Origin of the sequence: Microbulbifer sp. VAAF005, assembly GCF_030012985.1 — a bacterium.
Taxonomy (GTDB): Bacteria; Pseudomonadota; Gammaproteobacteria; order Pseudomonadales; family Cellvibrionaceae; genus Microbulbifer.
On sequence record NZ_CP120233.1, the window covers coordinates 3,459,762 to 3,474,421 of the forward strand.

The 14,660-nt window shown below is 50.1% G+C and carries 15 protein-coding genes; 2 read left to right on the plus strand and 13 right to left on the minus strand.

Translation table 11 applies throughout. The features are described from left to right. Window positions 1-3: 3 nt before the first annotated feature. Window positions 4-687 carry an RDD family protein gene (locus P0078_RS15565; protein ID WP_282930843.1) on the minus strand — a complete coding sequence of 228 codons (684 nt, stop codon included), beginning with the start codon at window positions 685-687 and terminating at the stop codon, window positions 4-6. Window positions 688-717: 30 nt separating this feature from the next. Continuing rightward, complete coding sequence (locus P0078_RS15570; RefSeq protein WP_282930844.1) at window positions 718-1,461, minus strand: DUF2189 domain-containing protein; 744 nt, start codon at window positions 1,459-1,461, stop codon at window positions 718-720. Window positions 1,462-1,632: 171 nt separating this feature from the next. Here P0078_RS15570 and P0078_RS15575 point away from each other — a divergent pair, with 171 nt between their 5' ends. Continuing rightward, window positions 1,633-2,256 carry a DUF2939 domain-containing protein gene (locus tag P0078_RS15575; protein WP_282930845.1) on the plus strand — a complete coding sequence of 208 codons (624 nt, stop codon included), beginning with the start codon at window positions 1,633-1,635 and terminating at the stop codon, window positions 2,254-2,256. Next, window positions 2,247-2,624: a DUF2237 family protein gene (locus P0078_RS15580; protein WP_282930846.1), complete on the plus strand. Its 378-nt coding sequence runs from the start codon at window positions 2,247-2,249 to the stop codon at window positions 2,622-2,624. The genes P0078_RS15575 and P0078_RS15580 overlap by 10 nt, the downstream gene beginning before the upstream one ends. A gap of 98 nt (window positions 2,625-2,722) precedes the next feature. On the opposite strand, the gene P0078_RS15585 is transcribed toward P0078_RS15580, so the two are convergent. The 11 genes from P0078_RS15585 to P0078_RS15635 form a co-directional block, all read right to left on the minus strand. After that, window positions 2,723-3,715 (minus strand): AgmX/PglI C-terminal domain-containing protein, encoded by a 993-nt coding sequence (locus tag P0078_RS15585; RefSeq protein ID WP_282930847.1) that lies wholly within the window; start codon window positions 3,713-3,715, stop codon window positions 2,723-2,725. Between the two features lies 1 nt (window position 3,716). Continuing rightward, entirely contained in the window at window positions 3,717-4,238 is a 522-nt protein-coding gene (locus P0078_RS15590) for an ExbD/TolR family protein (protein ID WP_282930848.1), read from the minus strand. A gap of 12 nt (window positions 4,239-4,250) precedes the next feature. Next, window positions 4,251-4,763 (minus strand): ExbD/TolR family protein, encoded by a 513-nt coding sequence (locus P0078_RS15595; protein ID WP_282930849.1) that lies wholly within the window; start codon window positions 4,761-4,763, stop codon window positions 4,251-4,253. An 11-nt stretch (window positions 4,764-4,774) separates the two neighbouring features. After that, complete coding sequence (locus P0078_RS15600) at window positions 4,775-5,440, minus strand: MotA/TolQ/ExbB proton channel family protein (protein ID WP_282930850.1); 666 nt, start codon at window positions 5,438-5,440, stop codon at window positions 4,775-4,777. A gap of 210 nt (window positions 5,441-5,650) precedes the next feature. Next, window positions 5,651-5,920, minus strand: a complete 270-nt coding sequence (locus tag P0078_RS15605; protein WP_282930851.1) for a hypothetical protein — start codon at window positions 5,918-5,920, stop codon at window positions 5,651-5,653. Window positions 5,921-5,922: 2 nt separating this feature from the next. Beyond that, on the minus strand, window positions 5,923-6,498 hold the full coding sequence (locus P0078_RS15610) for a tetratricopeptide repeat protein (RefSeq protein WP_282930852.1): 576 nt from the start codon (window positions 6,496-6,498) through the stop codon (window positions 5,923-5,925). A 56-nt stretch (window positions 6,499-6,554) separates the two neighbouring features. Next, entirely contained in the window at window positions 6,555-9,419 is a 2,865-nt protein-coding gene (locus P0078_RS15615; protein ID WP_282930853.1) for a tetratricopeptide repeat protein, read from the minus strand. Further along, entirely contained in the window at window positions 9,412-11,382 is a 1,971-nt protein-coding gene (locus P0078_RS15620) for an ATP-binding protein (RefSeq protein ID WP_282930854.1), read from the minus strand. The genes P0078_RS15615 and P0078_RS15620 overlap by 8 nt, the downstream gene beginning before the upstream one ends. 6 nt (window positions 11,383-11,388) lie before the next feature. Then, window positions 11,389-11,913: an AraC family transcriptional regulator gene (locus P0078_RS15625; RefSeq protein ID WP_282930855.1), complete on the minus strand. Its 525-nt coding sequence runs from the start codon at window positions 11,911-11,913 to the stop codon at window positions 11,389-11,391. 116 nt (window positions 11,914-12,029) lie between these two features. Further along, entirely contained in the window at window positions 12,030-13,028 is a 999-nt protein-coding gene (locus P0078_RS15630) for an FAD:protein FMN transferase (protein ID WP_282930856.1), read from the minus strand. Between the two features lie 12 nt (window positions 13,029-13,040). Further along, a complete protein-coding gene (locus P0078_RS15635) occupies window positions 13,041-14,612 on the minus strand; it encodes a general secretion pathway protein GspF (protein ID WP_282930857.1) in 1,572 nt (523 codons plus the stop codon). Window positions 14,613-14,660 lie beyond the last annotated feature (48 nt).

Sequence of the window (14,660 nt, forward strand, 5' to 3'; positions counted from 1 at the left end):
TGCCTATCCCCTGCCGCCGAGTAGCCAGCTGCCTACCGAGCGAAGGTAGCTGAGGGCATCGCTGCCTTTTTTACGGGTAATGGGTTCAAGCAGGTTGGCAAGTTCTTGCTGGCGCGCCTCACTTAAATCCTGGTGGCGCTCCAGGAGACTGACCACCGCCTGCTGATCCTGCTGGCGCAGGTTTTGTGGTGGCGGGAGCGGGGTGGTATCGGGCAGGGCAACCGGTGCCCTTTCTTCTTCGCGGTAGACCACTAGTGTCGCCGCAGCCAGGTCTCCAAGGCGTTGGAAGTGACGCCCCAAGGTCATGCTGATAATGCCGGTCGCATAGGCAAATGGCAGAAAATCAGCAAAGCGTAATAGATTGCGTACAAAGGATGCTCCCCATGATATGGGGGTAAGGTTATCGTTGACCACCATTAGGCCAAAAGCTTTTTTACCGGGCGTTTGACCGCCACGTAAGACTTCAAAAAATACCGGGTAGAACCATTCGAGAAGAAAAGCGCAGACTAACCAAATACCGTCACCCGCAATGCCGGCAAATAGCAGTGCAAAGCCAACTGCTGTCAATATCAGTGACCGATAAAATACGTCTACGGCATAGGCGAGGATACGGGGCACGGGCCCGGCAGCCCGCGCGCGTAAATCGATCCCCTCGGGTGTTTCGACGTTATAGGTGGTATCCAGCAAGCCACCGCTCCTGTCTGGTAGTACTAATGATTAGTTGTGATTGGGGGTGCCGAAGACCTGGCGGTAGGCAACGCCGTATGTCGCACAAATCCAAGGAAGGGCAAATATTAACCCAATGAGAAACAGGAGGCTGCCTGCAATGTAAATGACCATCATTACCAGCAATAGACCAAAAAAGGTGAACCAGTTTTTGGTGATGGCTTTACGTGACGCCTCCATTGCCTGCCAGGGGCTTAAATTGTGATCAACAACAAGTGGCAGTGCCATCATGTAAGCCACTGAAAGATAGATACCGGGAATTACTAACAGGTAAAAACCAATTGTTACGAAGAAATATAATAAAACCATCGCCAGGCCGAGAGGCACAATTTTATCGAAATAAGAGAATACTTCGGTAGCGCTAGTCTTTTCTCCCCTGGCAATTTTTATACACACCATCATAGAGCCTGCCATAATGGGGGCCGTTATCACTATTAGTGCGATAGGCCCTAAGAAGGCTAGGAATACCACACCTGATAAGCCGCCAGCTGATGATACAGCACTCCACATTAGTGCGATTAAGATAAGCATTACTGCAGATATGCCTAGTGTGTAAAGGATAAAACTAAGCCAAATAGTTCCCATATTACTTAGTGACAAACGCCAGCCTTCGCTGAGAGCTTCACCGAGAGAAAACGAATAGTCCCCAGCTATCCCCTTCTCTACAGAGCCCAACTCCTCCATTTCTCTTGTGCTTGCCAAATCGGCTTTTGGTGCCGTATAGATGTCACTCATCCTGTTAGCTGTCCTTATTGAGATTTAGATTATTTATGGGGTGCAGAGTCTTGGGAGGGAAATATCTCACAGGCGGGAGTAGTGAACAATGCCACGCCAATACACCGGCAAATTAGGTGATACATCTTTCTCAGCATAAAATCCCAAGGGAGTGATTAAGGAATAGAATTGATGAAAAAAATACTGTGGACGAGCGGCCTGATTTTTGTGTTGATTATCGCCGGATATGTTGCTTTGCCGTTTTATTCCATCGAGCAATTGCAGCGTGCGGCGGAAATGGCTAAGTCCGATCAGCCGCAGATCAGAACTGAGAGTATCGATACATTAGAGCATTATGTCGATTTTCCTGTTTTACGTGACAATTTAAAAATCCGCTTGCAGCAGCAGCTTCGGAGCTCCTTAAGTGATTCTATTCCTCAGGAGTTTGATGAGTTACTGAGTGCTGGCGCAAATTTTTTTATGGAGCCACTGTTACAGCAGTTTATTACCCCTGAAGGTATTGCCGATCTTCTTCGTGGAGGAGAGGATCTGGAGGCCTTTGAGCGGGAAATTTATCGGCAGGGTAGTGAAGCGGCAGATGGCTCCGAGAGTGGGCCATCTACGCGGGAAGAGAAAGAGGATTCCTGGCAGCGCATGGGGTGGCATTTTACCGACCTCAACCATTTAAGTGTTGATTACGGCGAGCATGGCCGACCTGAATTGCGTCTGCTGATGCAGCGTAATGGCCTGCGCTGGCAGTTAGTTGATATCCAGTTACTCAGTGTTAAGAATGGAGAGGGGCAGGGATGGAGATAGATAAATCGGTCAATGTATTTGGCGACCCATTGGTGCCCTGTAGCCTCGATCCCAAAACCGGTTTCTTTCGCGATGGCTGCTGTAATACCTGTAACGAGGATCTCGGTTCCCACACGGTCTGTGTCGCAGTCACCGATAAGTTCCTGGCGTTCTCGCGCAGTCGCGGCAATGATTTGAGCACTCCGATAGAGGAGTTTAACTTTCCCGGTTTAAAAGAAGGGGACAGATGGTGTCTCTGTGCCGCGCGCTGGCTTGAAGCGGAGAAATTGGATATGGCTCCCCGGGTATTTTTACAGAGTACACATGTGAAGGCGCTGGAAATTATTCCTATGCAAATATTGCGTCGCTATGCGCTGGATTTGCTTTAGTTGATTGGGTGGATCAGCTTCCTGTCCACCTATTAACCCCCTCAAATGGCGGCACGTCCCTGTGTCGCCACGCTACAGACAAGGTAGCTACTCGGAACTTAAGAGGGCAGGAAGTCGATTGAGTAGTTTTTGGTAGTACTCTCAACGTTGGCAGAACCAAAATTGATCATGCGGATTCTCGCCAGCAACTTGCGTTCAAGTGCCGGGTTATTGAGCTCGCTCTCTACCAATTTGATCGACGCGATAGCACCATTCGGTGCGATCACCAACTGTACTGTAAGCCTTCCCTGTAGAGTTGGGTCCCTGCGCAGCGCACGATTATAGATTCCAATAATGGCCTCTTTATTGGCCTCCATAACACTGCGAATGGAATCGTCGGTACGTATGGATTTTTGCCCTCTGGCCTTGGCCACCGCTTCTTTGGCTGAACCTGTTGCCTGGGTACTTTGCACTCGGGTGTTCTCACGACCGGCCAGTGAGACGCCACCGGTATCGCGACTCACTCTGCCGGCGGCAACGCCGCCACTGGAGGCTTTCGACTTATCCGCGATCATACTGCGTTCTATTTTAGTAGCAGTAGCATTTCCCGAGCTGAGCTGGCCCCGGCTAATATCCGATGTATTAAAACTCTCGCGCATATCCAATAGGTCATCGGCGAGTGCATTCAGGCCGCTATTGGCCGCTTTCTCTCGGGCCTGCTGTACTTTGGCAACTGGGGGATTTTCAACCTTGCGCGGTTTCTCCACTGGTTTGGGCTTGTCGGGTGTTTCCGCTTTTTTCTCGGGCTTCTCCTCAGGCTTTTTCTTTTCCTCGGGTTTCTTTTGCTCCTTGGGTTTTGGCTTTGGTTTAGCTTTAGGTATTTCTTTCTTTTCCAGAATTACTTTGGCCAACTGTGGTGGTACCCTTTCGGCTTGTTCCCGGGTGAGTTCGGGAACTGGCGCAAGTGCGACAGCAATGCCGCTGATAGCCAGAGCGATCAGGCCTACACGCAACAACTTAATAAAGCGCTGATCTTCCTCTCGCGAGGCAGACCAGGGGAGTATTGTTTCCTGCAGTTGCCAGGGAGCATAACTAATCGTTGCTGTACTCATATCAAGACTCCACCCCCGAAGGATTTTCCGGTGCGGTTTGCTCTACAGCAAAAGACATATCGCGGAAGTCTGCTGTTGCACAGGTGTGCATAATTTGCTTAAGCAACTCATAAGGGACCTGCTCATCCCCCATAATAGTCACAGCGCGCCCCAAAGTTTTCTGGGTTTCGCTCAGTTCTCCCGCCCGCTCAGCGCGATATTTAAGCTCTGTTACCAGTGGTTCAATATTTTCCGCGCTGGGGTCGATATCATCGATATTGATGATAAAGCGATCCCCGACAAACAGCTGTTGATTATTGACCCGCACCACAGTAGTCACCTCGGGTTTTTGTTGAGAGGTGGACTTGGGTAGCTTTATGGTTTTATCAGTCTGCAGAACCTGTACATCACTGGTTGAATTTACCAAAAGGAAAAATACCAAGATGGTAAAGATATCCATCAGTGATACCAGGTTCAGTTTTGACTGCTGCCTTTTTTGCCTTTGTCTGCGTTCTTGCAGTTTCGCGGCTGCATTTATCTTCATAGTTTGGCCCCGCTATTTTTCCTGCTCCGGTGCATCGCCGAGAGATATCTGGGGGAACAGTTCTGCATCAACAACGGATGCAGCCACTACAGCCCGGTAGCTGCGGGCAGTATCCATGGCGGCAACCAATGTCTTGTAGGGCGTACCCTTTTCCGAAAGGATTACAAGATCATCTTTGTCGATAGATTTTTCCCGTAATTGCCGTTTTATTTGTTGTAAAACAACAGAAACCGTAGCGAAATCCGGCGAATTTTCTTCGTGTGGGATGCGTTTAACCCGCTGTCCTGCCGGGTAGTTGATATCGACATACTGCTTGCGTAAAACAAGTTCTAGCTGGCGGTTTTCCTCTACACTACTGGAACTGCCATCACTGATGCCTGGTAGGTTCAGTTTGAGCACAGAAATATGAGAAAACACCATGTTAAGCAGTAACACTGGAACCAAAATGGTCATCAAACTCATAAATGAGGTGATATCAAGCTCTGCTTCCTCGTGTCCACGCCGGCGAATGTTGATGTTCAGCATGGCGGTATCCCCTAGCTGTTAGCGGTGCGCTGTTCAGCTTTCTGTGGGCGTCCCATGGTCAGCAGGTTGAGAAATTTAACCCCAGCCATTTGCAAGCTATCGACAATTTCATTGGTTTTATTTTGCAGCATTGAGTTAAATAGAAGCAGCGGGATGGCGGAAATAAGGCCAAATGCAGTGGTATTCATCGCTACAGAAATACTGGTAGAAAGCATGGTAGCTTTCTCAGAGGGATCAGCGCTGGCTACTGCGGTAAATGCAGCAATCAGACCCATAATAGTGCCGAGAAGTCCCAGCAGGGTAGCGATATTAGCAAGGGTAGCCAGGTAGCTAGTGCGTTTCTCCAGGCGGGGAACTGCTTCAAGAATTCCCTCCTCAATTGCCAGGGCAATATTCTCCTCGCGTTTGGCAAATTGCAACGTATTGATACCTGCTGCGGCAATGCGCCCCATCGCTGCGTCGTTATCGCGGGCCAGCTGCAAGATACTTTGGTAGCTGCGTTTTTGCAGCATGGGTAATACTTGTTGATAAGCCTTCTTATTGGCATTTCTGGCACGGGTTAAGAATATCCAGCGCTCTACGACCATTGCAAGTCCGATTACCAGAACGACCGCAATCGGGTACATAAAAGGTCCGCCATTTTGGAAGAAGCGCAACATCGCTTGAGTGAATTCCATGATTTAATTCTCCACAGATAAAAGTATAAATTTGTAGTGCAAAGGGGAAGAAAATCCGCCCTTACCCTTGTTGTATTAAAAGGGTCGCCGGACACTGAAGCGCAGTGCAGCGTTTCCAATTATTCGCTGAATAAATTCAGTTGCGCCGCCTTCCTTGCACCGCAAAATACATTTTTTTAAGTATTATTTGTAACTTTTTGGGCGCGTCGGCTATTTGGTTTCTTCCTGTTCGGTTTGCAGCAATTTTATTTCGCGGCGAAATTCAGAGTATTCCTGATGCTCGAATACGGAAGAGAAAGTTTGTGGTAGGACGCTGTCGAGCCTTTGCAAACTATCGGCCTGCTTCCAGGGAATAATATATAAAACTTTAGGTTGCTCCTGGCTGCCGATTACGGTGGATTCCAGAGTGGTGATTTCCTCAGCCGCTGCGACTTGTACCCAAGTCAATATGGTCAAGATGAAGCTAATATATAATTTCATTATTAAAGTCTCCGCTCCAGCTCAAGTATCCATGCGTTGAGTAATTTATCCTGTTCAATACTGGCATCTTGTGCTGCAAGATAGTGCTGCAGAGCGCGTTCTGGTTTTTGCAGGTAGAGGTCGTAGAGGATTCCCAGATTACGGTGAGCGTCGACGTAGTGTGGCCAGCGCTCTATAGCGGCCTTGTAGCATTGCTCAGCATCTTCAAAGCGCCCCCGATCGCGCATTAGCGCAGCGAGGTGGTTCCAGGCAAATATATTGTTATCGTTTACGCTAATGGCCTGGCGAAAGCTTTGCTCAGCCTCCGCGTATTTATCAGCAGACTGTTGAACGATAGCAAGATTTAGCCAGGCTCCGGAAAGTACCGGCCATTTTTCAGTAATTTGTAATAATTGTGATTCGGCCGTTGTTAAATCGTTTGCCTGGAAAGATTGATGAGCTAAATCCATCGCCGCTCGAGCCTGTTGCGGCACTCTTTGAGCATCTTGCAAATACGGGTTTTTCGTCCGTTGCTCCGCAGCCTCCCCATCGGTTGGCGATACGGTCTTTTGCAGGCCACTACATGCGCAGAGTGACAAAGCCAGCACAATGGTAGTTAGGAACCGTACCGCCGATATTTTTTACGGTACTCAATTCAGTGCAGTGCATCACTCCACCCCAAAGTTTTTTCATCTTTTTTATATCGCGCAGGTAACAGCTCCCCCAGTGAATGGAAGCTGCGTTTAACCCAGTCGTCGTATATACCCTCAATCGTGCGCTGGATATTGGCCTCATGAAGTTCTATGGACTTCTCCTCAAAAGGGTAGGCCTGTTCTTCCAGTAGAATTTCGTACTGTTCCAGTTCAAGGTCATTCAGGTTTTTAGGGCGCTGTGAGTCCATCAAGTCCCGGCTGAGCTGCCGGTAAACTTCTGCAAGGCGATAGTTGGCTTGAGGGGTGAATTCCGCAATACCAAACTCCAGGACTTTGCGGTAATCAGCTACTGTCGTGTGCATAGCCCGCTTTTTATTAGCGAGACTGGTTTTTAATGGTAGACGCAATGCCAGTTCAGCAAACTTTGCATAGCTCTGTTCTGCCAATTCACTTTGCGAATAAGCAGCCAGGTACCGACCGCGAGGCGATTGCAGTGAATTCTGTGCCAGTTGCTGTAGCCAGTAATTCCGTTTCGTTGTTTGTTTGGTCTGAGCATAGATTTCTACTAGTTGGAATTGTGCTTCCAGGCGTTGCTCAGCAGGCTCCGGCCACAATTTGCTGTAGTTGCGGTAGCTTTCAATAGCTTTGTCGTACTCACCAGCTTTTTGCAGGTTTTCTGCGGCCATATATAGGGATTGACGGCGAACTTCCCGATCTGGGTCTGTAGAGGCTAATTGCAGCAACTCTGCGGCTGCCGCTACTGGCATTTCCAGCGCGTCAAAGATAACAACGGCCTTGGCGGCCAGTGTTGGCGTCAAAGTATGCGCGGGATAGAATTGGCGAAAATCTGCCAGCTCTGTGCTGGCTCGCTGCCATTGCCCCAGCTGAATAAGGAAATTAATCGCATCGTATTGGGCGGTAGCGGCGATTTCCGTTCGCCCACTGTCGCGGATACGCAGTAGGTGATAGAGAGCCTCTTCGCTGGGAGCGGCATCTTCACTCTCGCGCTGGGCCAAAATGATTTCTGCCTGGCGATAGATAGATAACTGCAATTGGCGCAAGGCATCTTTGCGCAGTGTTTCATTGGGCTGATATGCGAGTGCGCGTGTGTAGGCGGCCTCAGCCTGGGGGTATTGCTTCAGGGAAAAATGGCTGTGCGCCAGTATCATCGCAATACTTAATTGCTGCTGGCGATTTGCCGGAGGTTGCCATTGGTCGGCGTGCTCGGCGGCGGCGATGGCCTCGGCAAAGCGCGATTGTTGTAGCAACTTATCGGCAGCGGCCAGCTGTACAGGCAGTGCCCTTGGGTCTTGTGGCCAGCTCTGTGCGAATTTCAAGCTCGCTTCAATATTGCGGTCTAGCCATAGAGCTTTTTGCTCAGCCTCTTGGTCGGGGGTTTGTTCATGTACTCTAGCTGCACTGAGAATGGCCCCATAGCCGGCTTCGGCGCCATACTTTGGATCTTGGTATTCCCAGGCGACCTGGCTGTAAGCGCGCCAAGCGGCGGGATGATCTGCAGCTTGCTCGAGACACTCCGCCATCAGGAAAACCATGGATGGCGTACGAGGGTCTTGTGGAAAAGTCTGTGCGTATTCCCGATATAAAGCGGCGGCACTGCGATAGGCTCCCAGTGATTGTGCGCTGACAAGGCGGCGTTCTTTCACTTTACTTGCGGGCAGCTTTGCCACCTGCTGAGCCAATTCCTGTGCGCGGGCGTGGTCAAATTGAGCCAATTCGTACAGCCATGGTTGCAGGGTTTTGGCTAACTCTTGTTGTTGAGTTTCACCTGCTGCTTGCCAGTAATCACTGTTCACACCATAGCGACGCACAAAGTCCCGCTTCGTAGGCAGAACTTCTTTATGTAGTCTCCCCGCTTGCAAGGTTTCAACGGCGAGAAGATGAAGCTGTGGGGCTTGCTCGGTTTGCGGGTAGTGATTGACGAATTGCAAAAAGGTATCGGCACTGTTGCGGAACAACTCTTTTTCCCGATACCAGGTACCGAGTGCGCTGTATAGTTGGTGCTGATAGGGACGCGGCTCTCCATCGAGGTTAAAAGACTCAATGGCTTCAGCGCCTCCCAGGTAGCTGAAGTTTAATGCAAGCCCGCGCAGGCTGTCTTCACGCAGGCGCTGCCGCCCAACAGGCAGTTCCTCCCCTTGTTCCTCACTGTGCAAAATATCCAGCGACTGGAGGAAAATTTCTGTTGATGCGCGGTAATTGCTCGATTTAAATTCTGACCAAGCCAGCATATAGCGAGCATTATCCGTAAATGGACTCGGCCCCTGCTTGAGCAATGCACGGAAATCTCGGGCGGCGCTGGGGTAGTCTTTGCGGTTGAATGCCGCCTCGCCACGGCGGAATAAGACTTCGCCGATAAATGGTGAGTCCGGTGCGCTACCGGCAATCTTTTCCAATGCCTGTAAGGCCGCAGGCATCTCCCCATCCAGTGCCCTGGCGCGGGCTAAGCGATAGAGAATGTAATCATCTTTCGGGCGCTGTGCAGAGAGACTTTGGTAATAATCGACCGCGCTGGAGTAGTCGACAATGGTATCCGGATTGTCGGACTGTTTTTGCTCCAGCCGCTCCATTTCCAAGTCAGCCAGGCGCAAATGGATTTGTTGCTGAACTTTGGGGTCGGTGTGGCTTTCCAGTGCAGTGCGGTAACTTTGCACCAGGTTTTCCAGCGCGATAGCCGGTTGCGGGGGTGGGTTTTGTGGTCCTTCACCCTGTGGATTGGGCACAGTGGCTGGGGGTAGGTCAGCCAGGGTTTGAACCGGTTGGTTGCCACAAGCCGTTAATGCACAGTAAATACCAATAGCCAAGGAGCGCAGGGCAAATATACCTGCCCGATGTGGGATGTTATTCATGCTCTTCGGCCCCGGTATTATCTGTGTCGCTGTCAGCACTGGGGCTTGTGGGGACCGCCTGCATTTGAGCATCCTGCAGGCGTGCGATAGCCAGGCGTGTATGAGCCATGTATTTACGAATTTGTTCCTGCTCCCTACCGAGCTGGGCGATGACTTCCCGGCGCAATTCGGCTTCAATCAATTCGCTGGCGCTGTCTATCGCTGCCTGCTGTGCGGGTATTCGGTCACTGGCAGTGACCACTCGATAGGCTAGCTGGCGCAATTGTGGGCCCCGCTGTGCCTCGGTATCTGTTTTCTTGCGTTGTTCCCGCCCACTGCGTAACTGATCTTTGAGCTGCTGTAGGGATTTCCGTTGTTGCCATAACTTGTCGTGATACTGTTCACTGGCTTGCCAGAGCAAAATCCCCCGGGCTTTCGCCAGGGTTTCCGCTTGTTGTTGGCTGGCTTTGCCGCTGTCCTGGATTTTTTTAAGACGCTCTTGTGCGCCGGTGAGAATTTCCAATAATTCCAGGGTTTCACTTTGATCATCTGGAGTGGCGGTGGTCGCCAATAAAGTGAGTGCGTCGCGCTCCCGCTCAATTTGCTCGAGTGCTGCTCTCAAATGATCATATTGCTGTGTTGCCATCTGCAACTGTTGGTCAAACTGAGCGCTATTGTAGTGATCGATAATAGTTGTGCGGCGCAGGTGGCGCTCTTCGATAAGATCGGTGAATTGGGGCAGCTTATTTTCCCAAGCTTGCAGCACCAGGCTCAATTGCTGCAGATCGCGCAACTCGGTAAGCCGCAGCTGGAAACGGTCGCTTTGTAAAATGGGGCGCAAAAAGTGCTGGTTATCACGCAGGAGGGGTGAAGCCTGGGCCAATTGCAACCAGCCATAACGCCATGCTTCCCGTTGAGCGGCATCATAGGCCAGGGGCTCCGATGCCAGGGCTTGCTGTAACTGCTGTAATTCTGTAAGCGTTTCTAGGTAATAAGCTTCAGCGCTTCGATATGTGTGCAGGGCAACAGGTCGATTTTCCAGTTTTTCGTAGCCATAAGGTAGCGCAACCATGGCTTCCCGTGCTGCGGGACTATAGTGGTGTTTATCTAATAAAAATTGCAGTGCATCTATGCCCGCCTGATAGTCTTCACCGTTGATCGAGGACCAGGCCATCCCCAGGAGTGCTCGAGTTGCCCAGGGTGTGTTAAGACGGACCTTGGAAAAAACTTCCTTGGCTGCGGTGTGTTGCTCCGCTAGGGCGAGGGCGTATCCCATCCCAATATGGGCTTTATCGACAAGTATAGGAATCTCTGTTGATGGAATATCGATCGCAGCTGAAAAATCGATGGCCGCTTGATATTCACGGATTGCCGCTGGTAACTCTCCGGACCTAGCGTAGGCTGCGGCCAGATTAATACGTCCAAGTAATCTTTCCGCAGGAAATAGATCACTGGTTTCCAGCAATTTTTTTGCTGCGGTAAGGTCACTGTTACGCAGGGCGAGGTTGAGAGGTAAGGATGATCCCTCGGCAACCCCGGATTTCTCCAGGTGTGTTATTGCTGTAGAAAAATCACCATTCAAGTAATTTAACTCAGCCAATTTTAACCATGCAGTGCGCCGGTATTTGGGCGCTGTACTGGTATTTCCCTGCTGCTCAAATAATTCAGCCGCACGTCTATGTAAGCCAAATCCAAGGCTAATACCGCCCTCAATCAAGGCGGCGTTATCTCGATGAATCTGAATTGAGTCTCTCTGTTGGGCAACTAACAGTGTACTCAGAGCATCAAAATAATTTCCCTGGAAATAATTGTAAAGAGTGGTGCCATAGGCTAGATCCTGAGCCCTTTGGTACTTTTGTTGGACCTGTTTTTCGTCGCCGGAATTTTCCTTATCGGCTATAGATTCAGCTTCTTGAGCGCAAATACTGCCCGTTACAAGGGTGAGTGCCAGGCATAGGGTACGGGTAAGAGATGGGTAGTACATGAGTGATTAGGGAGTCGGCCACTGCACTAACTCAAACTCCGGCTGCTGTTTGCCAGAACTGTCTGAGATTACCAGCTCAATGACGGCAGGCTCATCAGTTTTATTTAATTCCAGCTTGGCCGCTCGCTTGTACTCGCGTCCTTCGGGTCCCAAGCCCGTTACAAAAGCAGAAATAGTGTATTCACCGGATTTCAGGTTGCCTTTGTAGAGTGGTTGAATACCACCGCGAATGAGCGCTTCCCTTTGATGTTGCGTATAGAGATGACTAGCACTTAGTTTATTGTCAATGTGAAGCTTTACTGCATTCAGAGTGAAATAGTGGCCCACGTCCATAGATACATAAAAAGCGATCTGACTCTGTGCCGGATATAACAAATCTTCCTCAAGGATTAATAAATCCCTGTTGAGTTTGAGCACATCGCGCTTTAATTCCTCCAGCTTCTCTGCGGAGAAATCATTTTCTTGGGCCTGCAGGAATACTGAAGCAAAAAAGCTGATAAAGAAAATCAAGCACTGAAGAGGGCGTCTCATGGCAGACCTTTTGATGGGAATCGGCATTATTCTATGGTCGGCGCAAATTATGTCAGGGGATCAATGATCTGATGTGATCTTGTTGGCAAATTTTCTATGAAGATAAATTGGAATACTCAAAGATTCTCTAAACCGCGACTGAAAAACAGCTTCCGGTTACTATCGATAACCACTGCTTCAAATTGGGGCAAGCGATTGATTAGCGCCAAGCCCTTTTCTTTTCCGAGAACAAATACACTGGTAGAAAGTGGATCGGTATCAAATCCACGCGGGCCAATAATGCTGACACTGATCAATTTGTCGGTATCTTCTTCTGATGTTGTAGATGGCTTTCCAGTCGATGGATTAAATATGTGGTGGACTCTGTCCTGCTGTTCATCGATGAAATAGCGCTCATAGTCTCCAGATGTGGAGATAGCGATATCACGCAGGGGAATAACCGCAGCATTTTTACTTTTCTCTCGGGGATGGCGAATACCCACTAACCAGGGTTGCCCCTGTTTATCTCCGAGCATGCGTGCATCGCCGCCAGCACTGACACTGGCACAGCAAATTTCTGCTTGCTTAAGAATCTCAATCGCTCGATCAACAGCATATCCTTTGGCGATACCGCCCAAATCTATTTTTGTATCCTCGTGACCAAAACTCAGGGTGTTGGTCTTTTTATTCAGTTTTAAGTGACGGTAATTCAAAGCTTCTAAAAGGGAGTCTGTCAGCTGGGCACCGGCTTGTTTTTTCTGGCGAAAATCATAGTGCTTACCCAGGGTGGCATAGCTGATATCAAACGCTCCATTGGTAAGTTGGCTAAACCAGAGAGATTTATCAATCAGGCTGGTGAGCTCTTCCGAAATATTGACCTTGCCCAGGCCAGCCGTGCGGTTGACCAGTGATAATTCACTATCTTCCTTGTAAGGAGATAACTGATTGTCGAGGCGCTGGAATTCCGCCATAACCTCTTCAATAAGATGCTCGGCTTCATTACTGTCTTCATGCCAAAGTTGCATGCGCACCTGAGTGCCCATAATGGCACGTTCAGCGTAGTGCCATTCGGCTAAAGTGGAAGTAGCGCACAGGGTGGCACTACACAGTAAAATAACTTTAATAAAGCGGAGCATCACTATTCCAACTTAAACAATGGACTCAAAGGCGGTCATACTGTCTTGTAAAGTGCTATCGCCGAGCCCATGGTCTGGAAATAGCGTGGAGAAATTACCCTGCTCCCCATGCAGGGCCATATAATTGAGTATGACAGTCTCTACCAAAAGGTTGACGTTGTTAGCTGCTGGAGTGGAAGTGGTTTCTACATCACCGGAGCTGCGCATATAGCCGAGTTGTTGGTGGATTGCCTGCTCGTCTACCGTACTGCCAATTAGCTGTGGCCGTCCTGCTGGGTTGTATACCAGGAAAAATGAAGCGGCAGTTTGCTGGTCATCGCCGGTCCAGACTCCCTTGCCACGGCCCTCTACTGAGTCGTCCAGTGTTCCGTTGGAGAAAACAGAACCGTCACTAAAAACATAAATCATCAGCGGCTGGTTGCGGCGTGCGGCATACTCCAGGCAGGCGCCAATACAGCGTCCTGCGCGTAGATCTCGCAGTTCACCGGTAGCTCTATCACCTGTGTGATAATCGTAACCTCCCATACTGATCGTGCCGGCGCCGGCATACCCATTGATCACCAGTTTCATAACTGAAGCAGTTTTTTGGAACTCGCTGTCGCTACTCAGCTCTGAGCTGGTAAATATGCCGGAAGGGCCAACGATATCCGGATCGGATTCGGGGTTTAAGTCGGCGGGGTTGCCGAAGCGATCAGCCAGGTCAGCACTTTTCATATAACCGCAGCGCACCAGGTCTTTAATAACGGCATCGGTGCTCACTTGGGTGTCTACATTACTGAGCTTTGCTTCAGATATGCGGTACATCGACTCCATAACTGCAACGGTGTCTTCCTGGCTGAGTAAGCCCACCAGGTCTCCCACATCTACCAGGCCGGTTACATCGGAAGAGCGATCTACCTTGGTTGGGCGGACTTCGGGATTAATCATGGCGGAAGGAGCCATGGAATTGCCGCCGGAATCGCTGGAGCTGGAGCCAATCAGGGCGAGCAGTGAGCCATTGGCTCCGGCTTGGTTGATACCGTACATCGGATTGTGCGGATTGTTTCCGGTATCATTTTCGGAGCGTGCAGGAATAACCGCACCATTTGTCGCCGATGCCGTGCCGCTGCTGATTTTCTCCAAAATACCGCGCAACATGCCACTATCACTATGAAAGGCGAGGCCCAGGTCAGTGTTGATAAATTCATCACTGAGCGACGGAATCATATCTCCGGGGAGCCCTTGTTTGTTGTAGCCAGCGGTACTGAGGAAATCCATTTGTCCGCCCTCTTTACCTACCAGCACATTGGAGCCTGAGATATTGGCGCCGCCGGCGAGGTCAAAACAAATAAAAGGAATTTTGCCGGCGCCGAAAGAGCTGACATCACAGGGGCCACCATTGCTTTGCCGCAGCGCTTCCAGATCTGAAGACAGGGCTGCATGGGCACTGCGGGGGTCGGCAAACAAGCTAAATACGGAGCCTCCCAGCACGGTTGCCATACCTGCTCGAAAACCCTGGGCGAGAAAGTCGCGACGTGTTACCGGGCGGCGGTGGTCCGGGTGCCGCAGGGGCTGGTCCAGATCAAAATGTTTTTTCTTGCTCATAATATTCCCGGATATAGTTATCGGTATCGCGGCTATTTATTGTTAAGT